Annotated in this window: 18 protein-coding genes and 1 pseudogene; 2 read left to right on the top strand and 17 right to left on the bottom strand. The window is 39.2% G+C overall.

What is annotated here, in order from left to right; all coding sequences use genetic code 11:
* Nucleotides 1–118: 118 nt before the first annotated feature.
* The 7 genes from yciA to BT797_RS02670 all read right to left on the bottom strand — a co-directional run bounded on the left by yciA (nucleotide 119) and on the right by BT797_RS02670 (nucleotide 5,364).
* Nucleotides 119–574: an acyl-CoA thioester hydrolase YciA gene (yciA, locus tag BT797_RS02700; protein WP_045109240.1), complete on the bottom strand. Its 456-nt coding sequence runs from the start codon at nucleotides 572–574 to the stop codon at nucleotides 119–121.
* A 75-nt stretch (nucleotides 575–649) separates the two neighbouring features.
* On the bottom strand, nucleotides 650–1,660 hold the full coding sequence (ltaE, locus tag BT797_RS02695; protein ID WP_045109239.1) for a low-specificity L-threonine aldolase: 1,011 nt from the start codon (nucleotides 1,658–1,660) through the stop codon (nucleotides 650–652).
* Nucleotides 1,661–1,957: 297 nt separating this feature from the next.
* The gene (gene sstT, locus BT797_RS02690; RefSeq protein WP_045109238.1) at nucleotides 1,958–3,172 is read right to left on the bottom strand and encodes a serine/threonine transporter SstT; all 1,215 of its coding nucleotides are present in this window, start codon (nucleotides 3,170–3,172) and stop codon (nucleotides 1,958–1,960) included.
* Nucleotides 3,173–3,327: 155 nt separating this feature from the next.
* Complete coding sequence (locus BT797_RS02685) at nucleotides 3,328–3,765, bottom strand: type IV pilus modification PilV family protein (protein WP_075471009.1); 438 nt, start codon at nucleotides 3,763–3,765, stop codon at nucleotides 3,328–3,330.
* Nucleotides 3,766–4,233 (bottom strand): hypothetical protein, encoded by a 468-nt coding sequence (locus tag BT797_RS02680; protein WP_082275993.1) that lies wholly within the window; start codon nucleotides 4,231–4,233, stop codon nucleotides 3,766–3,768.
* The gene (locus BT797_RS02675; RefSeq protein WP_075471008.1) at nucleotides 4,233–4,850 is read right to left on the bottom strand and encodes a hypothetical protein; all 618 of its coding nucleotides are present in this window, start codon (nucleotides 4,848–4,850) and stop codon (nucleotides 4,233–4,235) included. The genes BT797_RS02680 and BT797_RS02675 overlap by 1 nt, the downstream gene beginning before the upstream one ends.
* Nucleotides 4,837–5,364, bottom strand: coding sequence for a prepilin-type N-terminal cleavage/methylation domain-containing protein (locus BT797_RS02670; RefSeq protein WP_075471007.1), 528 nt, complete (start codon nucleotides 5,362–5,364; stop codon nucleotides 4,837–4,839). Before BT797_RS02670 ends, BT797_RS02675 begins: the two co-directional genes overlap by 14 nt.
* Before the next feature lie 225 nt (nucleotides 5,365–5,589).
* On the opposite strand from BT797_RS02670, the gene BT797_RS02665 reads away from it, so the two are divergent.
* The gene (locus BT797_RS02665) at nucleotides 5,590–5,811 is read left to right on the top strand and encodes a hypothetical protein (RefSeq protein WP_045109235.1); all 222 of its coding nucleotides are present in this window, start codon (nucleotides 5,590–5,592) and stop codon (nucleotides 5,809–5,811) included.
* Nucleotides 5,812–5,924: 113 nt separating this feature from the next.
* Here the strand turns inward: BT797_RS02665 and carB are convergent, their stop codons facing one another.
* From carB to BT797_RS02640, 5 genes are all read right to left on the bottom strand, one after another.
* Nucleotides 5,925–9,143: a carbamoyl-phosphate synthase large subunit gene (gene carB / locus BT797_RS02660; RefSeq protein WP_045109234.1), complete on the bottom strand. Its 3,219-nt coding sequence runs from the start codon at nucleotides 9,141–9,143 to the stop codon at nucleotides 5,925–5,927.
* Nucleotides 9,144–9,170: 27 nt separating this feature from the next.
* On the bottom strand, nucleotides 9,171–10,328 hold the full coding sequence (gene carA, locus BT797_RS02655) for a glutamine-hydrolyzing carbamoyl-phosphate synthase small subunit (RefSeq protein ID WP_175545646.1): 1,158 nt from the start codon (nucleotides 10,326–10,328) through the stop codon (nucleotides 9,171–9,173).
* Nucleotides 10,329–10,498: 170 nt separating this feature from the next.
* Nucleotides 10,499–11,317 (bottom strand): 4-hydroxy-tetrahydrodipicolinate reductase, encoded by an 819-nt coding sequence (dapB, locus tag BT797_RS02650; protein ID WP_045109232.1) that lies wholly within the window; start codon nucleotides 11,315–11,317, stop codon nucleotides 10,499–10,501.
* Nucleotides 11,318–11,859: 542 nt separating this feature from the next.
* On the bottom strand, nucleotides 11,860–12,477 hold the full coding sequence (gene bamJ / locus BT797_RS02645) for a BamJ family beta-barrel-assembly machinery protein (protein ID WP_045109231.1): 618 nt from the start codon (nucleotides 12,475–12,477) through the stop codon (nucleotides 11,860–11,862).
* A gap of 145 nt (nucleotides 12,478–12,622) precedes the next feature.
* Nucleotides 12,623–13,555, bottom strand: coding sequence for an ROK family protein (locus BT797_RS02640; RefSeq protein WP_075471006.1), 933 nt, complete (start codon nucleotides 13,553–13,555; stop codon nucleotides 12,623–12,625).
* Between the two features lie 264 nt (nucleotides 13,556–13,819).
* Between BT797_RS02640 and BT797_RS02635 the strand changes: the two genes are divergently transcribed.
* The gene (locus BT797_RS02635; protein ID WP_075471005.1) at nucleotides 13,820–14,542 is read left to right on the top strand and encodes a lipoate--protein ligase family protein; all 723 of its coding nucleotides are present in this window, start codon (nucleotides 13,820–13,822) and stop codon (nucleotides 14,540–14,542) included.
* Nucleotides 14,543–14,632: 90 nt separating this feature from the next.
* On the opposite strand, the gene dnaJ is transcribed toward BT797_RS02635, so the two are convergent.
* From dnaJ to BT797_RS02615, 5 genes and pseudogenes are all read right to left on the bottom strand, one after another.
* Complete coding sequence (gene dnaJ, locus BT797_RS02630; RefSeq protein WP_045109228.1) at nucleotides 14,633–15,757, bottom strand: molecular chaperone DnaJ; 1,125 nt, start codon at nucleotides 15,755–15,757, stop codon at nucleotides 14,633–14,635.
* 95 nt (nucleotides 15,758–15,852) lie between these two features.
* On the bottom strand, nucleotides 15,853–17,781 hold the full coding sequence (gene dnaK / locus BT797_RS02625) for a molecular chaperone DnaK (protein ID WP_045109227.1): 1,929 nt from the start codon (nucleotides 17,779–17,781) through the stop codon (nucleotides 15,853–15,855).
* Nucleotides 17,782–18,064: 283 nt separating this feature from the next.
* Nucleotides 18,065–18,469 (bottom strand): annotated as a pseudogene (locus tag BT797_RS24175) (ABC transporter substrate binding protein); the annotation flags it as partial.
* A gap of 24 nt (nucleotides 18,470–18,493) precedes the next feature.
* Entirely contained in the window at nucleotides 18,494–18,970 is a 477-nt protein-coding gene (locus BT797_RS24170) for a hypothetical protein (RefSeq protein WP_244534101.1), read from the bottom strand.
* A gap of 349 nt (nucleotides 18,971–19,319) precedes the next feature.
* Nucleotides 19,320–21,626 carry a response regulator gene (locus BT797_RS02615; RefSeq protein ID WP_045109225.1) on the bottom strand — a complete coding sequence of 769 codons (2,307 nt, stop codon included), beginning with the start codon at nucleotides 21,624–21,626 and terminating at the stop codon, nucleotides 19,320–19,322.
* Nucleotides 21,627–21,683 lie beyond the last annotated feature (57 nt).

Below are 21,683 nucleotides of genomic sequence, written 5' to 3'. Positions count from 1 at the left end.
TCAATTCTAAATATCATGCAGAATCGAATGCCTTTAATTTAGCAATGAGGTAGGAAACAGCGGAATACTTATCAATAAAATATTCCGCTTATATATCAGGTGTTATTCTTGATATCAATTATTCGACAGCACAAGTACGCTCGATACGGCGAGACTTACCACTATCATCAATCGCGACATAGGTAAATGTAGCTTCTGTAACAATATAACGATAGTTAAATTTCGGCGCATTGATCACTGGTTTAACCCAAATTTCTAACTTTATGGTCATCGATGAGTTACCAATACGAGAGCATGTACCATAACAACAAACTACATCACCAACGGCTACTGGTTGATGAAATGTCATCCCATCTACAGAAATAGTGGCCACTCGACCTTGTGCGATCTCTTTCGCTAAAATACCACCAGCAATATCCATTTGTGACATGATCCAGCCACCAAAAATATCACCATTTGCATTGGTATCAGCAGGCATTGCTAAAGTACGTAAAACCAAACTACCTGTAGGTATTCTCGATTTATCTAATTTCAATTTTTGATTATTTTCTACTGCTGTTGTTTTATCTGACATGATAACTCCGACACTACCTTTATTATAATAATTATATGTTATATCTGTCTTATTTACGTGAAATAAGGCTTGGCTTTACACTGAATGAAAATACTTAATTTCTGAAATTAATAAGTCGATTGCTTCAACTGTAATATCTTGGTGAACAACAAAACGGATCGCAGAACTCGCACTAATAATGATGCCTTTAGTACGTAAGTATGCCGATAATGCTTTACCATCTTGACCGGAATACTGAGTAAAGATCATATTGGTTTGCACACTATCTAAATCAAAAGTGAACTCAGACAGTTCCAATAATTGTTGCGCTAAATATTGCGTGTTTTCATGATCAATAGCTAATTTATCCACTTGCTCATCTAAGGCTAAAATACCAGCAGCGGCAAGAATACCCGCTTGACGCATACCTCCACCCAACATCTTCCGCCAGCGTCTTGCACTGCGAATTAATGATTCAGAACCAAGTAATAATGAACCAACCGGTGCTGCAAGTCCTTTCGATAAACAAATCGATGCTGAATCAAAATATTGCGTGATCTCACTCGCATCGACATTCAGTTTAACGGCCGCATTAAAAACCCGCGCGCCATCAAGATGAATGCGTAATCCATGTTCAAATGCCAATGCTTGCGCTTCAGCCAAATAAGCAAGGGGTAATACTTTTCCACCAATGGTATTTTCTAATGATAATAATTTGGTTTTGGCGTGATGATCATCATCAGGTTTAATATTGTCACGGATCGCTTGTAGACAAATGGTGCCATCAGCCTCGTTGGCTATCGGTTGTGGTTGCACACTACCTAACACAGCCGCACCACCACCTTCCCAACGGTAATTATGGGCATTTTGGCCACAAATATATTCATCACCACGCTGGCAGTGCGCCATAATTGCTAATAAGTTAGCTTGTGTGCCTGAGGAACAAAAAACCGCGGCATCAAATCCATAACGATCTGCAGCCATTGATTCAAGCTTGTTTACCGTAGGATCATCACCATAAACATCATCACCGACAACGGCGGTGGCCATAGCACTGCGCATTTTTGCCGTTGGCTGTGTGACAGTATCACTTCTAAAGTCAAACATTTGTCTATTCCTTTCGCCGATATCTATACAAAAATCTATATTTAAATATTAAACCGATAATTAATGTTTGAATCCATTGATACTTCGATTTTTAGAATTGTCAATGAGTATAACACTCGCATAACAAGAGTCAGGTTAATTTCCAACTTTGTTACTGATAGTTACGTATTTAAAGATCGTCAATAATACAGAGTTAAAGTTAATCAATAAAAAAGCAGCCAGTTATCATTAACTGGCTGCTTTATTATCATTGATATACTGTTGTTCGCACAACGCGAATCAGATTAGTAATATATTTTATACGTCTGTTTTTCTTTCATGAGCGTGGCTCACAGCAGCAGTAAATACCACATCAGTTGAACTGTTTAACGCAGTTTCAGCCGAGTCTTGCAATACACCGATAATGAAGCCTGTTGCAACGACTTGCATAGCAATATCATTCTCGATACCGAATAAGCTACAAGCTAATGGGATCAGCAATAATGAACCACCAGCAACACCAGAAGCACCACATGCAGAAATAGCCGCAATAACACTTAACAGTAAGGCCGTTGGTAAATCAACCGCAATACCTAAGGTATTAACAGCCGCCAAAGTAAGTACCGTAATAGTAATCGCCGCGCCGCCCATGTTAATAGTTGCACCAAGCGGGATAGAAACTGAGTAAGTATCTTTATGTAAGTTTAATTTTTTACATAACTCCATATTTACCGGAATGTTCGCTGCAGATGAACGCGTGAAGAACGCAGTAATACCACTTTCGCGTAAACACTGGAAAATAAGCGGATATGGATTTTGACGTGACATGAAAAATAAAATAGCCGGATTAATCACTAATGCAACAATGACCATTGAACCCAGTAATACCGCTAGTAAGTGGGTATAACTTGCCATTGCTGAAAAACCAACGGTCGCAAATGTTGATGCCACTAGACCAAAAATACCTAGCGGAGCAAATCGGATCACCACATGCACGATCTTCGACACACCACCAGCAATATCACTAATCACTTGTTTGGTCGTCGATGATGCGTGCTTCAAGGCAACACCAAAACCAATACCCCAGGTTAACACCCCGATAAAGTTGCTAGTAACAATCGCATTAATTGGATTATCAACCACTTTATAAATCAGGTTACGTAATACCTCAGTGATATTACTTGGTGCCGCATTCGTTGCACCTTCAGTCATTAAGGTTAACTGTACAGGGAATAAGAAACTTAAACTAACTGCGACAAGCGCAGCAGCAAAGGTGCCTAGTAGATACAAGATAACAACAGGACGCATATTAGCATTGGTATTCGCTTCTTGATTGGCTATCGCAGAGATAACTAATACAAATACTAATAAAGGTGCGATCGCTTTTAGCGCACTAACAAATAATCCGCCAAATAAACTTGCTTCTATAGCAATCTCAGGGGCTGCATACGCTAACGCGATACCCGCAATAATACTAATTATGATCTGCTTAACCAAACTCAGTTGAAAAAGCCCTGCTACTTTACTACCCATATCACGTCCTAAATATCCATAAACACCAATAAAGGCAGGATAATATCAAATTAAATGAAAAAGATAATATAAAACATTGGTAATCCATCACAGAATGACAATAAATATTGAATTTAACGTAAACTATAGTTCACAACACTTGCATTGCTTTTATTTTATCTCACAATCATGCCTTTATTTAGTATCGTCATACTACTAATGGTATAGGGCGTATTCGCTTTATCAATCCAATTAACTTTAACGACAACCTCTTTTAGTAGGCTTAATGTAGTTTTAGTTGTTATAACGCTTACTTGCCACGTTAAATTAAATTTATATTGATCATAATAAATGCTACCAGCTGCTAAATTACCACCTATATTGGAACCTAAAGTATTAAATTCAGCAATTGAATCGGTTAAATAATGGAGTTCATTCAACTTGAACTCCATTAACGCCCATGCAGCTGTATATTGTGATTGCTGCAATACAATTTTAGCCTGAGTTAATTTTAGCGCCGTCATACCGAATATTGGAAGTGTTAGTATAAATAAACAGATCATCACTTCTAGTAAACATCCCCCTTGCTGTACTACGTATCGCCTAATCCGCATTTAAAATCCAAATAAGGAATGTGGTTGCCAAATCCAAGGCGTTGATGTCGTAGTCAGTTTACGCTGCACCACCAGACGCTCAATATTATTGAATGGAATCTCAAGTAACACATTGAAAACACCTTCTTGTTCAGCGCATATATAAAACAGCTCTGATAGCATAAACTCACGCATCATGTCATTAGGAGTAACAGCCGAACGACTATTTAATGCTAAGTTTGTACATGGAGATGCCAAAGCAAGTAATTCAGGAGACTCGTAGAGCACGATATAAAATAAATCTAACTTATTTACCGCTATGATTCTCGTTTTTAAATAATTAAGATGGAGCTGATTACGCTGAATTCGCTGTTGCTGGATGTGGGCGAACGATAGACTACCACTGATCATAATAAAGACGATAATTAGCGTCATCGATAGTAAAGCAAAACCATGAACAGCTACATATGAAGATTGTTTAGCACGCACTATAGCAAAGCCCTCGCACTGCTATTTCGGAAAAAACTAAGCTCCATATCCATTAAATGACGATGACGTATATTTAATGCGATAATGACATAGCTTTTCACTCTTTGCGGTGATGTATACTGCTGGACAATTGTAAATTGCAATGAGCTCACCTCGATGCTAGCAGTATCAGAAATCATCTCCCAACCTAAGCCTCCCTCACAGCTAACCTCACTGCCTTTACGCAGCTGTATGCCACCATTATGTAACCTAAATCCAAAATTCTCACCACTAAAAACGCCATCTTCATTTCGGTCATACCGGTACAAAATGCAGTCTTTTCGGAGATTTAAGCTATAAATTTGGTCGTTACTATAAATAAAAGGGTTCGCTTCTTCACTATCGAGATTATAACCAGCTCGATTTAGCTCTCGCTGCATAATAATCAATACATTTTTAGCTTCCTGCTGCGCAAGATAATATTGTTCAGCCCGGTTCTTTTGCACTTCATGCGTAGCGAATACACTATAAAACCCAACTGAGATAACGCCGACTAATACAATCGAAATCATTGTCTCGAACAGTACAAATCCAGCACCATGAACGGGGAAAGGAAATAATGATTTAACAAGATGCATAAATAGCACTCTCTCCACGATCCATGCAAACTCGAATCCGTCCCTGAGTACTTACAATTATCTTAGTAGAAAAACGACCTAATGAAAGTTGGTAGGTCGCACCATTAGTCATGCCAAATAATGGTGAAAAAGATAAATGGGGTCGATTAGTGGATAGCTCAATATCACTTATTGCGGTACTAACCTGACTATATTTAGTCTGACATAAAGAGTTCGATGTAAAGCAACCACAGTTTTCTAATTGACTGATAACCCAACATAATTCAACGGTAGTAATAAGTGAGTTGTTTACCTGCACATGAAAATGATGTGGCAGCCCCCGTACTATCGATAATTGTCTAGTGACATTTAAGGCTTCGACTAATTGTCTTGTGAGATGGCATATTTTATTTTTATTCACTAATGCACTATATGAAGGCGCACTACTCGCCATCAATATAGCCAGTATTGCCAGAGCTAAAAGTAACTCGATTAAGGTTAGTCCTTGTAACTTGAATTTACATTGTGTTGTCATCTTTAGATTAATTTACCCCATAGCTTGATAACACTAACCTTAGAATAAAATGCAATCACTGATACATTTTTGCCAATAAACAGGTAAAATGTTCAACAATTATTGAATATACCCACAGTAACGACTTGCTCGCTTTGATTTAACTAAGTGATATAAACAAGTAAACAACAGGTGTAATCATACCGTTCACAACAAACAGAAAACACGCACAACTAAAGAGTTATTATGTCAAAAATAGATTTTTCAGCGATTAACAAAAGCAGTTCAAAGTCATTCCACGAACAACGTAATACCATCAAAAAAGTATGCCTTGGAAAAACTGTTTTATGTCCAGTTTGTCAGCAAGCATTAAAGCTGTTACCACCAAAAAATAAACATGACGAATCTAAGACTGGCGTGAGCTGTACTAAGGGTTGTACATTCATTGAGTTGGAGTTTGAACTGTAATAACGATTATTAATTGTTAGCTATTTTTGAATATAAAAAATGCAGATATAAAAAAACCTCGCACTTCGTGATAACTGAAGTTACGAGGTTTTTTATTAACGATAAATACTTACTTATTTGATACGCTTATGTAGCTCTTGTACTGAGCGAACGGTACCGCGGTCATCAGCAGAGTGCGCTTGGCACGTTGCAAATGCAGCATTCATTGTTGTTGTGTAGTTAACTTTATAACGTAAAGCTGCTGCACGTAGTTGACGAGAATCTTCAATCGCAACACGACCTTCAGTCGTATTAATGATGTAGCTGTACTCGCCATTTTTGATACGGTCAAGAATATGTGGACGGCCTTCGTGTACCTTGTTTACTAGACGAAGATTAATACCTTCTTCACCCAACGCAACAGCAGTACCGTGAGTCGCATCTATTTCAAAACCAAGTGCAATTAATTGCTTAGCTAGGTCAGCTGCGCGGGCTTTATCACCGTTACGAACAGAGATAAGCGCACGACCAGTTTTAGCAACTTCTGCAGAAGCACCAAGCTGTGCTTTAGCGTAAGCTTCAGCGAATGTATCACCCACCCCCATAACTTCACCAGTAGAACGCATTTCAGGGCCGAGTAACGGATCTGAACCTGGGAACTTAGCAAATGGTAATACTACTTCTTTAACAGAGTAATATGGTGGGATAACTTCTTCAGTGAAACCAAGTTCAGCTAAAGTTTGGCCAGCCATTACACGCGCAGCAACTTTTGCAAGTTGAACACCCGTTGCTTTTGAAACAAAAGGAACAGTACGTGCGGCACGTGGGTTAACTTCAATAAGGTAAACTTCATTATCTTTCACAGCGAACTGTGTATTCATCAGACCAATAACACCTAACTCTAATGCTAATGCACGCACTTGGCCACGCATAACATCAAGAATTTCAGGGCTTAATGAATAAGGAGGTAATGAACAACCTGAATCACCTGAGTGAACACCGGCTTGTTCGATGTGCTCCATAATGCCGCCAATAACAACATCTTTACCATCACAGATAGCATCAACGTCAAGTTCGATTGCATTATCTAGGAAACGGTCTAGTAATACTGGTGATTCATTAGAAACACTTACCGCTTCTTTGAAGTAACGACGTAAATCAACTTCGTCATATACGATTTCCATCGCACGGCCACCAAGTACATACGAAGGACGTACTACGAGTGGATAACCGATAGATTTAGCTGAAATAACCGCTTGTTCAGTCGTGGTTACCGTCGCATTATCAGGCTGTAATAAACCTAAACGGTCAACAGCTTGTTGGAAACGTTCGCGATCTTCTGAACGGTCAATCGCATCAGGTGATGTACCTATGATTGGTACACCAGCCGCTTCTAATTCACGCGCTAGTTTTAGAGGTGTCTGACCACCGTACTGAACAATCACGCCTTTCGGCTTTTCAACGCGTACGATTTCTAATACATCTTCTAATGTAATTGGTTCGAAGTATAGGCGATCTGATGTATCGTAATCAGTTGAAACCGTTTCAGGGTTACAGTTAACCATGATAGTTTCGTAACCATCTTCACGCATTGCTAATGCCGCGTGTACACAACAGTAATCGAATTCAATACCTTGACCAATACGGTTAGGACCGCCACCAATGATCATGATTTTATCGTTATCAGTTGGCTTGGCTTCACATTCTTCATCGTACGTTGAGTACATGTAAGCTGTATCACTTGAGAATTCAGCTGCACAGGTATCAACACGTTTGTAAACCGGTAAGATCTCTAAACGGTGACGTAATTTACGTACTTCGTTTTCACTTACACCAGCAAGTTTAGACAGACGTAAATCAGAGAAACCTTTACGCTTAAGTTGACGTAATAACGTTTCGTCAAGACCAGCTAGACCTACTTTACTTACGTTTGCTTCAACATTAACGATGTCTTCAATTTGCACTAGGAACCAATGATCAACACGCGTGATTGCATAGATTTCATCGCGAGACATACCGCTACGGAAAGCATCAGCAATGTAGAAGATACGTTCAGCGCCCGCTTCTGTTAGCTCTTGACGGATTTTAGCAGCTGAAGACTCATCATTTAAGTTCACTTCTGGATCAAAACCGTTCTTGCCGATTTCTAAACCACGTAATGCTTTTTGCATTGATTCTTGGAAGTTACGACCAATCGCCATGACTTCACCCACAGATTTCATCTGTGTGGTTAAACGATCGTTAGCACCAGCAAATTTTTCGAAGTTAAAGCGTGGTAGCTTAGTAACAACGTAATCCAGTGTTGGTTCAAATGATGCTGGCGTAGCGCCGCCTGTAATATCATTTGATAATTCGTCTAGTGTGTAACCTACCGCTAGCTTTGCAGCAATTTTAGCAATTGGGAAACCTGTTGCTTTTGATGCAAGTGCTGATGAACGAGATACACGTGGGTTCATCTCGATGATAACCATACGGCCATCTTCAGGATTAATACCAAACTGCACATTTGAACCACCCGTTTCAACACCAATTTCACGTAGAACAGCCATCGATGCATTACGCATAATTTGGTATTCTTTATCCGTGAGTGTTTGTGCTGGTGCAACCGTAATTGAGTCACCAGTATGAATGCCCATTGGGTCAAAGTTTTCAATTGTACATACGATGATACAGTTGTCATTTTTATCACGTACAACTTCAGTTTCGTATTCCTTCCAACCAATGAGTGATTCATCGATCAATAATTCAGTTGTTGGAGAAAGGTCTAAACCTAACGTACAAATGTCAATAAACTCTTCCATGTTATAAGCGATACCGCCACCCGTACCACCCATAGTGAATGATGGACGAATAATACATGGGAAACCAACCTCAGCCAGTACACCTTTTGCTTCTTCAATTGTATGAGCAATACCTGCACGTGGCGTTTCAAGGCCAATCGCTTTCATTGCTTTATCAAAACGACTACGGTCTTCCGCTTTGTCGATTGCATCCGCTGTTGCACCGATTAGTTCAACACCGAATTCAGCTAAAACACCGTTGCTTTCTAATTCAAGCGCACAGTTCAATGCCGTTTGACCACCCATAGTCGGTAATACCGCATCTGGACGTTCTTTTTCAATGATGTTACGCACAACTTCCCAATGGATCGGCTCGATGTAAGTCGCGTCTGCCATTTCTGGGTCTGTCATAATGGTTGCAGGGTTTGAGTTAACGAGAATAACTCGGTAGCCTTCTTCACGAAGTGCTTTACAAGCTTGAGCACCGGAATAGTCAAACTCACACGCTTGACCGATTACGATAGGACCTGCGCCCAAGATTAGAATACTTTTTATATCATTACGTTTTGGCATAGTTCAATTCTCTACTAGGTATCAGGCTTAGGCTTTGCTTTTTTCCGTACTCTTTTCCATCAGCTCTATAAAGTGATCGAAAAGTGGAGCTGCATCGTGTGGACCAGGACTTGCTTCAGGATGACCTTGGAAGCTAAATGCGGCTTTATCAGTACGATGAATACCTTGTAAAGAGTCATCAAATAATGACTTGTGCGTCATTACTAGATTTTCCGGTAACGTTGTTTGATCTACTGCGAAACCATGGTTTTGCGCCGTAATCATTACAACGTCTCGTTCCATGTCTTTTACAGGGTGGTTCGCACCGTGATGACCGAACTTCATTTTTAATGTTTTAGCACCACTTGCTAATGCAAGTAATTGGTGACCTAAACAAATACCAAATACAGGAATATCTGTAGTCAAAATTTCTTTAATTGCTGTGATTGCATAATCACACGGTTCTGGATCACCAGGGCCATTTGATAAGAATACACCATCCGGATTTAACGCGAGTACATCTTTCGCAGGCGTTTGTGCAGGTACAACCGTTAGACGGCAACCGCGATCAACTAACATACGTAAGATATTACGCTTAACACCATAATCATAAGCAACTACGTGGAAACGAGAGTCTGTAGCATCAGCAGGTAAACCGCCTGTTAATGTCCAGCTACCTTGGTTCCATTCGTATGATTCTTTAACGGTCACTTCTTTCGCTAAATCCATGCCTTTTAAGCCAGGGAAAGCTTTAGCAAGTTCTAATGCGTGTGTTTCATCTAGATTTTCACCTGCGATAATACAACCCGCTTGCGCACCTTTTTCACGTAAAATACGTGTAAGTTTACGAGTATCAATATCAGCAATACCAACAACATTACGTTCTTTTAAATAGTCAGTGAGTGATTGTTGATTACGAAAATTAGAAGTGATTAGCGGAAGATCTCGAATGATTAGTCCACAAGCATGAACATCTGAAGATTCGGCATCTTCATCATTTGTACCGGTGTTTCCGATATGTGGGTAAGTGAGAGTAACGATTTGGCGAGAATAGGAAGGATCGGTTAATATTTCTTGATAACCAGTCATTGAAGTATTAAAAACCACTTCACCTACCGAATGACCTTCTGCACCGATAGACACACCACGGAAAACTGTTCCGTCTTCCAACACCAACAAGGCGATATTACTCAAGACAACCTCCAAAAAATAGATAGAAAAATAATAAAATAAATCAACTATTTACCCCAGGCTGTCACACAGCATAGTAATTCGAGATTTAAAAAACAACCTCTGAATTACTAAATTTTGGCAAATTCCGCGCATAATACAGATAAAATAAATGTTACGCAACTGTTTTATTTTATGTTTTAAATTTAAGATTTAAGATCAAGGACATCTTGCATTGTATACAAGCCTTTCTCTTGGGAAAATACCCAAGCAGATGCACGTATCGCACCTTTTGCAAATGTCATACGGCTTGATGCTTTATGTGTAATTTCAATACGTTCACCGATATCAGCAAACATTGCTGTATGCTCACCCACTAAATCACCCGCACGAATAGTAGAAAAACCAATGGTTTCTCGCTCTCGCTCACCGGTATTACCTTCGCGGCCATACACAGCTACTTTTTTCAAGTCGCGACCTAATGTATCAGCGATCACCTCACCCATGCCTAATGCTGTACCAGACGGAGCATCAACTTTATAACGGTGATGACCTTCAATGATCTCAATGTCAGTGTAGTCGCCCATGACTTTAGCCGCCATTTCTAACAGTTTAAACATTACATTAACACCGACACTCATGTTTGGCGCAAATACCACACCTATCGTATTACCAGCATCATGTATTTGTTGTTTTTGTTCATCACTAAAGCCTGTTGTACCAATGACTATTTTCTTATTGTTAGCAACAGCAAACTCAAGATGATTCAATGTAGCTTCCGTCGTCGTAAAGTCGACAATCACATCAAAATCATTCACCACATCAGCAAGGCTACTCACGACTTTAACACCGAGTGAACCGAGACCAGCTAACTCACCAACATCAGCACCTAAGAAGTTGCACTCAGGACGTTCGATTGCAGCACCAACAACAGCTGCGCCATCACTATCTTGAATAGCTTCTAAAATCGTGCGGCCCATACGACCATTACAACCCATAACCGCGACTCTTACTGCTTGTCCCATCTAGACTTCTCCCTGTGTTTATCATTAATCAAATAGTTAAAGTACTTTGATGATAACACTCATAGAAACACATCAACAGAGTCGACTGCGCTTTCTTAAGCATAATTTAGGCATAAAAAAACCCGCTATTCTAAGTGCTAGAATGCGGGTTTTTTTATACTGAATATTAGCAATCAACCGAAGATACCAAATAGGCCAGCCCATAAGTGCATCGTAGGTATTGTTAAGAATACAATTAAAAATACTAATGCGTATTTCCAGTTAAAATCGTTATATGTTGCCATTACTCATTATCCATTAATTGATCTAAATCAAAAAACATCTTACCTAAATAATTATGGCTCAGCAGCAACTATATCAGCCACACAATAAATTTATACCTTTATAGGTAGTGATAATTTTAGGTTTCACTACTATATAAATAGCAAAATTCGTGATGATGTAGCACGAACGAATTAACAGAATACATATTTTAGACATAAAAAAACGCCTTACTCATATCGCTATGAACAAGGCGTTTAGCTAGTCTGTAATAGGACTGATTAGATGATGTCTAATAGTTCTACTTCAAATACTAGTGCTTGGAATGGACCGATTGCAGCGCCTGCGCCCTGTTCGCCATAAGCAAGGTTGTGTGGGATAGATAGTTTAAATTTATCACCAACATTCATTAGTTGTAGTGCTTCAGTCCAACCAGCGATTACGCCACCAACTGGGAACTCAGCAGGTTGACCACGTTCAACAGAGCTATCAAATACAGAACCGTCTGTTAACATGCCATGGTAGTGAACACGTACTGTAGATTCTGCAGTTGGTTTTTGCTCAATGTCGCCACGTGCGATAACTTCGTACTGTAGACCAGATTCAGTTACAGTTACTTCTTCACGTTCTGAATTTTCAGCTAAGAATTTTTCACCTTCAGCAGCAAAAATTTTAGATTTTTCAGCTTTTTCAGCTTCTAATTTCTCATGGATTAGTTTAAAAGCATCATTTAGCTCTTCATTGCTCACTTTGCTTTCTAAACCAGCGAACGCATCAGCAAGACCAGCTTGAACAGCTGAAATATCTAGACCTTCGAATGGGTTAGCTGCAAGTTGTTGACCCATTTGTAGACCAATACCGTAACTACCTTTTTGTTCACTTGTTGCAAATTCAGACATAATTAAACTTCCATAATTCTTAATGATAAACACAGTGACTGTGTTGCTTAAATAATTAGATATGGGCGATTTATTTAAAAACAAGGGAATAAATAAAAATTTCGTCCCTTAAACAATATTCAGTATTTAATAAACGCCAAAAGGCTTATTTATAGTTCAACAGCGCCGCGCCACGCACGCCACCTTCGCCACCAAATTCAGCCTGTTTTAAAGCGGGTAACTTCATATTACTAAACACGTAAGCATCCATTTTTTCAGGTAATATTGAATATAAAGCTTCAAATCGTGCTAACCCGCCACCAAACACAATAACATTAGGATCGAGAGCCATAATCAGACTCCCTAGCGCCGCGGCTAAAATATCTAAAAATACAGTCACAGTTTTAACGGCGACCATTTCATTAGCTTCATAAGCAGTAATAATATCGGGTCCTTTTAACGCCTGTTCTTCACTACACGAGCCATTCATATGTATTTTGTAATGCTTATATAACGCAGCAAGGCCAGTGCCTGAACAATAGGTTTCCAAACAAGAATGACCACCACAACCACAGTGCGTAACAGGTAGGTCAGGGTAACGCTGCAGCATAGTACCAGGGATCGCCATATGACCAAATTCACCAGCGCCAAAATTGTGCCCTGATAAAATAGTTTTATTAATGCAGATCGCACCACCTAAGCCTGTACCGAGCGTCACCGCAATCGCGATTTCAGCATTTTCAGCTGCACCTTTATAACATTCCGACAGCGCGAAGCAATTAGCGTCATTCTGAACTTTTACATCACGGTTAATCCGTTTTTGTAAATCTGACTGTAAATTGTGTCCATGTAAGCTGGGTAAATTTGAGCACACTAATGCATTCGTTTCAGCGTCCACGACACCTGGGTAACCAATCCCGACAAGTCCTTTGCAACCAAATTTTTTATCTGCTTTAAAAATAAAAGTATCGAGTGCATCTAATAATTCTTCATAATCTTCGGTAGGTGCGGGGATCCGCTCATTAAAAACACATTCTAGTGCTGTGTTATATACCGAAAATTCTATCTTAGTACCGCCAATATCAAAACCGTAATACATTTAACCTCCATAACCATTAAACAACAGCTAAATCATTGCACTTCTACTAATAATGAAAGTGTAATCAATTTCATACGAATAGGCAGCGTTATATTTATATAATCAATCACACGTCAACAATTTATTATATATCCTGTAACCAGAAATACTGAAGAACAAGATGAAACCACATTCAGTTAGTCTATACCGCACCAACTTAAGGGTTTGTAGTTACAAGAGATAAAGCTTAAAGTAGTAATAACAGTCCAAACAATAGATTTAAAAATGCCGCCACCTAAAAATAAGTCCATCCGTTTTAACAGTATCGATATAGATAATGCTTTCGCTAAAGAAGCACAATTCATATCCCAGATAAAACAGGATGAATTAAACCAATGCTTAATGTTATGGCAAGCGAAGACACCAACATTGGTATTACCGGCAGGGAATAAATGGCCTGAATCGGATATGCTAAAACAAGCGCTTGCAGAACAATCTTGGCAGGTATTATCGAGACAAACTGGGGGCGTGCCAGTTCCTCAATCACCCGGTATCATCAACTTATCTCACATCTATATTTGGCCAGAAAAAACACCTTATTCTACAGCTGCTGCTTATATAAATTTGTGTACGGTACTCAATGACTTTTTTTCCCAATATGGGTTAGAAAGTGAAGCGGCTGAAACTCCCTTCTCTTATTGCGACGGTGATTACAATTTAAATATTAATGGTCGAAAGATCGTTGGTACTGCACAACGCGTGATACTAAAAAAAGGCGGTCGTAAGATCGTACTGGCGCAAGCATTTATATTAATTGATGTACTACTCGATGAATTAATTAAACCAGTCAATCTTTGTTATGAAATGCTAGGTAAGGCACCATTAGTGAAGGCGAGTGCGCACACTTGTTTGTTTGAACATATTCAAGAGCGCCCAAGTATAGACATGCTATATCAGCAACTCACCCAAGCTTTTTTACGTAATACGACTCCCATCAAGAGCGATTAAGTAGAAACTAAAAAAGTAATAATGATTGATAAAAATAAGCCGCAGTAAAAACTGCGGCTTTAGCATAACGAAATCTATAAGATGATTTAGTTATTTAGTTAAATCATCAAAGAAGCTTTTAACACCATCAAAAAAACCTTCTGATTTAGGCTTGTGTTTCTTTGCTGACGCATTATTTAGCGATGCTTCAAACTGTTGTAGTAAATCTTTTTGTTCAGTGTTTAACTTAACAGGCGTTTCAAGTATTACTTTACACAGTAAATCACCTGTTGCGCCACCACGTACTGATTTCACGCCTTTACCGCGTAAACGGAACATGCGACCAGTCTGCGTTTCTGCTGGTACTTTTAATTTAACGCGACCATCTAAAGTCGGTACTTCGATTTCGCCACCGATACCAGCATGTGTAAAGCTAATTGGTACTTCACAATAAAGGTTGCTGCCATCACGCTCAAAGATTGCGTGTTGACGAACACTTACTTGCACATACAGATCACCAGATGGTGCCCCCATATCGCCCGCTTCGCCTTCACCAGTTAAACGAATACGATCGCCAGTATCAACACCTGCAGGAATTGTTACTTTTAGATCTTTGCTACGTTCGTAGCGGCCTTCACCATGACATTTACGGCAAGGATCTTTAATGATTTTGCCTTTACCATGACAGGTTGGACAAGCTTGATTTACTGCAAAGAAACCTTGACGCATTTGTACTTGGCCTTGACCATGACAAGTACCACAAGTTGTTGCTTTACAGCCTGACTTAGCACCTGAACCATTACACACTTCACAGTGACATTGGCTTGGGATACGAATCGTTTTGCTTACGCCACGAACCGCTTCTTCAAGCGTAAGTTCCATGTTATAACGTAGATCACTACCACGTGCAGCGCGTTGCTGACGGCCACGACCACCACCACCGAAGATGTCACCAAACACATCACCAAAGATATCACCGAAGTCACCTTGACCACCGTGTCCGCCTTGTTGATTTACACCTGCATGTCCATATTGGTCATAAGCCGCTTTTTTCTGTGCATCATTTAGCACTTCATAAGCTTCTTTAACTTCTTTAAATTGCTCTTCCATCGCTTTATCACCCTTCGTTCTGTCAGGGTGAAATTTCATTGCAAGGCGTTTATAGGCCTTTTTAACATCTTTTTCGCTAGCGTCGCGTGATACGCCTAGCACTTCGTAATAATCGCGTTTTGACATAATAATCAGCTTAAATTGAAATAATGTAGATACACGAAAGGCGTTGGTGAAGCACCAACGCCTTTGCTATTTAAAAACTAATAACTCAGGCGTTATTATTTTTTGTCGTCTTTCACTTCTTCGAACTCAGCATCAACAACATCACCAGCAACGTCTTTCTCTTGCGGTTGTTCTGCACCAGCTTCAGCGCCAGCTTGTTGTGCTTGAGCTTGCTGTTGAGCAATTTCCATCAATTTTTGAGCGGCTTCCATCAACGCTTGAGTTTTCGCTTCAATCGCTTCTTTGTCTTCGCCTTTAATTGCAGCTTCTAGTTCAACAATAGCCGCTTCGATTTTTTCTTTTTCGTCAGCAGGTAGTGCTTCGCCAGCTTCTTCGATTTGCTTACGTGTACCGTGAACCATTGCATCAGCTTGGTTACGTGCTTGTACTAGCTCTTCGAATTTAGCATCTTCAGCAGAGTTTGCTTCAGCATCACGTACCATTGCTTCAACTTCTTCATCAGAAAGACCAGAAGACGCTTGGATTGTGATTTTTTGCTCTTTACCAGTATCTTTATCTGTAGCAGATACGTGTAAGATACCATCAGCATCAATATCGAAAGCAACTTCGATTTGTGGAATACCACGTTGTGCAGGACGGATACCTTCTAGGTTGAATTGACCTAGTGATTTGTTGTCAGCAGCACGTTTACGCTCACCTTGAATTGCGTGAACGGTTACAGCAGCTTGGTTATCTTCAGCTGTTGAGAATGTTTGTGACGCTTTAGTCGGGATAGTTGTGTTTTTCTCGATAAGCTTAGTCATAACACCACCCATAGTCTCAATACCTAGAGATAGAGGTGTAACATCTAGAAGAAGTACGTCTGTTTTGTCGCCAGAAAGTACTGCACCTTGAATCGCTGCGCCCATTGCAACTGCTTCATCAGGGTTAACGTCTTTACGTGCTTCTTTACCGAAGAATTCAGTAACAGCGGCTTGAACCATAGGCATACGCGTTTGGCCACCAACTAGGATGATGTCGTTAATGTCGCCAACAGCTAGGTCTGCATCTTGTAATGCAATACGTAGTGGTTCCATTGTTGCTTTAACTAGATCTTCTACTAGTGACTCTAATTTAGCACGAGTAACTTTGATGTTAAGGTGCTTAGGACCTGACGCATCAGCAGTGATGTAAGGTAGGTTTACATCAGTTTGTGATGCTGAAGACAGTTCGATCTTCGCTTTTTCTGCAGCTTCTTTTAGACGTTGCATTGCTAGCGGATCGTTTGTTAGGTCAAAGTTTTGTTCTTTTTTGAATTCTGCTACTAGGTAGTTGATTAGACGTGTATCGAAATCTTCACCACCTAAGTGCGTATCACCGTTAGTCGCTAATACTTCAAATGTTTTTTCGCCATCAACTTCATCGATTTCGATAATAGAGATATCGAATGTACCACCACCAAGGTCATATACAGCAACAACGCTATCGCCTTTAGCCGTGTTTACACCGTAAGCAAATGCAGCAGCAGTTGGTTCGTTGATGATACGCTTAACATCAAGACCAGCAATACGGCCAGCATCTTTCGTTGCTTGGCGTTGTGAATCATTGAAGTAAGCTGGAACTGTAATAACAGCTTCAGTAACTGCTTCACCTAAGTAGTCTTCAGCTGTTTTCTTCATCTTTTTCAAAACTTCAGCAGAGATTTGTGGCGGAGCCATTTTTTGGCCTTTCGCTTCTACCCATGCATCACCATTGTCAGCTTTAACAATTTTGTAAGGCATAATTTTGATGTCACGTTGAATTTCTTCATCTTCAAAGCGACGACCGATCATACGCTTGATTGCAAACAGCGTGTTTTCAGGATTTGTTACAGCTTGACGTTTTGCAGGCTGACCAACTAAAGTTTCACCATCTGCAGTGTATGCGATGATTGACGGAGTAGTACGATCACCTTCAGCATTCTCGATTACGCGAGCAGTGTCGCCATCTAAGATTGATACACAAGAGTTAGTTGTACCTAAATCGATACCAATGATTTTACCCATAATCGTAATTCTCCAATAAATACTTTCATTTACAAATTTGATACAGAATAAATGGTGACAGTGAAAAGCTATTTCAAGTCTATTAAAATACTTTTTCCATCACTGATAACCCGCGTCTTGCAAGGTTATCTCTGCGATTGAAAATAAATATGGGGACAAAATGAGAGGCTTCAAGCAGAAACGTGAATTAATTAAAAAAAAATTGAATATAATTACGAAAATAGACCTAAATATAGTTTAAAAAAGTTAATAATACCGCTATTTAAGTCAATCAACACTTCAACTACTCAACAATATACTTAGCTTTATCAATGACTTCACCAGATAACTCAATCCCCATTCTTGCAGCTGCATCCAAATTAATGGAAAGTACAGGTTGAACAAGATAATTATCGGTGTGTAAGCCTTTCTTACCTTCAGCTAAGCGAACTAATAAATCAGCGGCGTCCTTGCCTATTTGCACATAGTCGATGTTGTAGACAGCAAAAATACCTTTATCGATACTACGGTGGTCCTCACCTATCAATGCAACGTCATTCCGCTCTGCCACTGTTACAACGTAGTTTAAGTCAGGCATATCAGTAATATGATGTGGTAAATATATCGCATCGACTTGTGGTACGAGTACTCTAGCCGAAGATCTAAGCTCTGTACTACCATCAATGTAATAATAAATAACCTGTACACCTTTTTGTTTTTGCTGTGTTAAAAATTACTCTACATTAAAGTTATCAATCGAGTTCTTATCAATTATTACGCCTAAGGCATTAATACCAGGCAGTAATTTTTTAATAACGTTAACGTCATAATGATCTATTAATTCATTGTGATGATTATTCTCATCAATACTACTCTTATCAAGGTAAATATCGGTTGATAGACCTTGCTGGCTAACCAAGGTAATAAAAGGCGTGTTTTGTGATATAGAAATAGTCATATTAACATCTGATAATTGCGCCTGATTTTCATCCAGCCAAGTGAGATTCGTACCTACGACATAACCTTGTCGAGTTAACTCCGATTGTAATCCTGATTGAATGTGTTCGACCACCATGCCAGAATCTAAAGTCGAGAGGCTGACTCTAAGCTGACTTGCCTGAGCGGCTTGGGAGAGTAAAGAAAGTAAAAACGTTAAAAATACGACTGATGGTATGCCAATATGACACAATGATAGGAGTGATCGTTCCATGATATGACCTTCTCGCATTATGCTTTCCTTAGCTACTAAATACTGTCGAGGTAAGGTAATTAATTTAACACATAATATTTTGATAAATAATGTAATGCATCACATTTCCCCATGCCTGAAAATGGGTCACTATCAAGTGCATAGCAGTAGGTTATTGAATAATGACCTTAACAATAATAAATAAAGAAGTAATATATTTTAGAGAAAAACACTAGAGTTAGCCGGACTTACATCGCTAATTATTCCCACCGCAGCACATCGATTAAAACGAATAAAATAAAAAGGCAAACAAATGTATTTGTTCGCCTTTCTTTATTTTAGAATATCAGTTCACACCAAAAACCAATTATTATACTTTATCTATGTTAGTAGCGAGTTGTCTCCGCGGCGCACTCGCTAACCAAGGCGACAAATGTTTTTGTAACATTAACGTTAATACTTGCTTACTCACTGGTTTCGCTATGAAATCATCCATTCCAGCAATAAAACATTTATCTTTTTCTGTTTGTAATACATTCGCGGTTAACGCCACGATAGGTGTGTGCTGATCAAGGGTTTCTCTTTCTCGAATAATCTTGGTTGCCTCAAAACCATCAAGGACAGGCATCTGGCAATCCATCAATATTAAATTAAATGTTTGCTCTTTACATAAATCAACCGCTATTTGGCCATTATCGGCAATCGTCACCGCGATACCGAGATTTTGTAACATCATCTTAGTCACTTTCTGATTGATAAATGTATCTTCAACTAGGAGCACTTTCATTACATCGCTGGCGGCCGTTTGATCTACAACCTTTTCAGTTTGTTCTGCGTCCTCATTAAGCATGGTTTTAAGGACCACATTTTTTAATGTATCAGCTTTATAAGGACGACTTAAAAAAGCTTTAATACCAAGTTGTTTAGCTAACACATCATCACCGATCTGTGCTTCTGCAGACATCAGCATTAAGCGAGGTGTTAATTCAGCAAATTCATCTTGTAATTGTTTTGCTACTGTAAAACCATCCAAATTGGGCATGATTTTATCAATAATAACCAAATCAAATGGCTTTCCTTTATCTAAGGCATCAAGCACAATTTGTTTGGCCAAACATGGGTCATTGCAAGACATTGATGTAGCGCCAAAATTTTTCAATTGTGCAGAAGTAATACGCATATTTAGCATACTGTCATCGACAAGTAATATTGACAGCCCCGCAAGGCTTTGTTCTGTATCCGTTCCGTGTAAAAGTTCATCAATAGATTCAAATTCAACGGTAAATTCAAATCGACTGCCTTCACCCGGCTTACTATAAACAATAATGTCACTATCCATTAACTGAACAATACTACGGCAGATAGCTAAGCCTAATCCTGTACCACCATAATTACGTGTAGTGCTACCATCTGCTTGTTGAAATTTCTCAAATATTTTTTGTTGGTTTTCCGCAGCAATACCAATACCAGTATCAATAATTTGAAACATGATCCCTGCACTATTATCTTCACGCTCCATTAACTTAATATTGAGATGCACGTGACCCACAGAGGTAAATTTGATCGCATTAGATAAAAGATTATTTAATACTTGGCGTAATTGCGTGATATCACCAAGCACCATGTCCGGTACTTGCTCATCAATATGACAAACTAAAACAATCTGTTTTTGTCCCGCGACAATTGAAAAATTAGCTTCAATCTCTTTACATAACTCAAATAAATTCAGCGGATTTTTTGCCAATACAAGTTGCCCAGATTCAATTTTAGAGAAATCGAGAATATCGTTAATTAAATCCAGTAGTGTAATCGAAGAAGAGTAAAGCATATCAACAAACTCTTTCTGCTCACTATCCATTGGCATGTCTTGTAATAAGGATGCCGTACCAATCACACCGTTCATTGGTGTCCGGATCTCATGGCTCATATTTGCTAAAAACTCACTTTTCTTTAAGTTAGCATCTTCAGCTTGATGCTTAGCAACTTCCAGCTCATGATAGTTATGACGAATGCGCATAATTGAAGCATTATAACTTGCCGTTAAATTAGTGATCTCGTCATCAAATGGACGAGGCATTAATTCAAGTGGTTGTAATAGCTGATCACTATCAAACTTATTCACGGCATCCGACATTTCGGTTAACGGTCTTATCACTATTTTATACACAACAAAAATAATAAATAATGCCACAATGGAGGTTTGTACCGCCTGAGACAACAACAAGAAAATAAATTTATCCCACAATCCCTTATAGATAGGATAGAGGTTGGCCTGAACCTTGAGAGTGGCGAGATCAAACGTCTTACTGCCAAAATCTTGTAGCATTGGCCAAGACACTTGATATTCATATTCCGATAATGGCGTTCCTAGTTTAAGGATTGTACCGCTATCATCTTTAATTTCGAGGTAATGAACGTTAGGTAGTTTCATTATCCCTTCTGCCTGTAATTTTAATTGGTCTCGATCTTCAACCCACAAGCTCGCCGTTAAGCTGGACAAATTACTTTGCCTTACTTGCTCAAGCTGAACCTCAATACCTGATATATCTTCTTTATAATCAAGGTAGACATTCAAGCCTGTAATGAGTAATGTAAAAAAAGAACTGATAAGTATAATTGATACGAGTAATTGCCTCGCGATACCTATTTTTTTCTTATGCAGCGTCGCTTTATTCATCCCCAAACTCACATCCTATTGCTAATCAACTAATCTAATGATAGACACTACTACGGA

It is taken from the genome of Moritella viscosa, assembly GCF_900120065.1.
GTDB lineage: Bacteria > Pseudomonadota > Gammaproteobacteria > Enterobacterales > Moritellaceae > Moritella > Moritella viscosa.
Note: the sequence above shows the minus strand (reverse complement) of the source record. Positions and strands in the feature narration are given on the sequence as shown.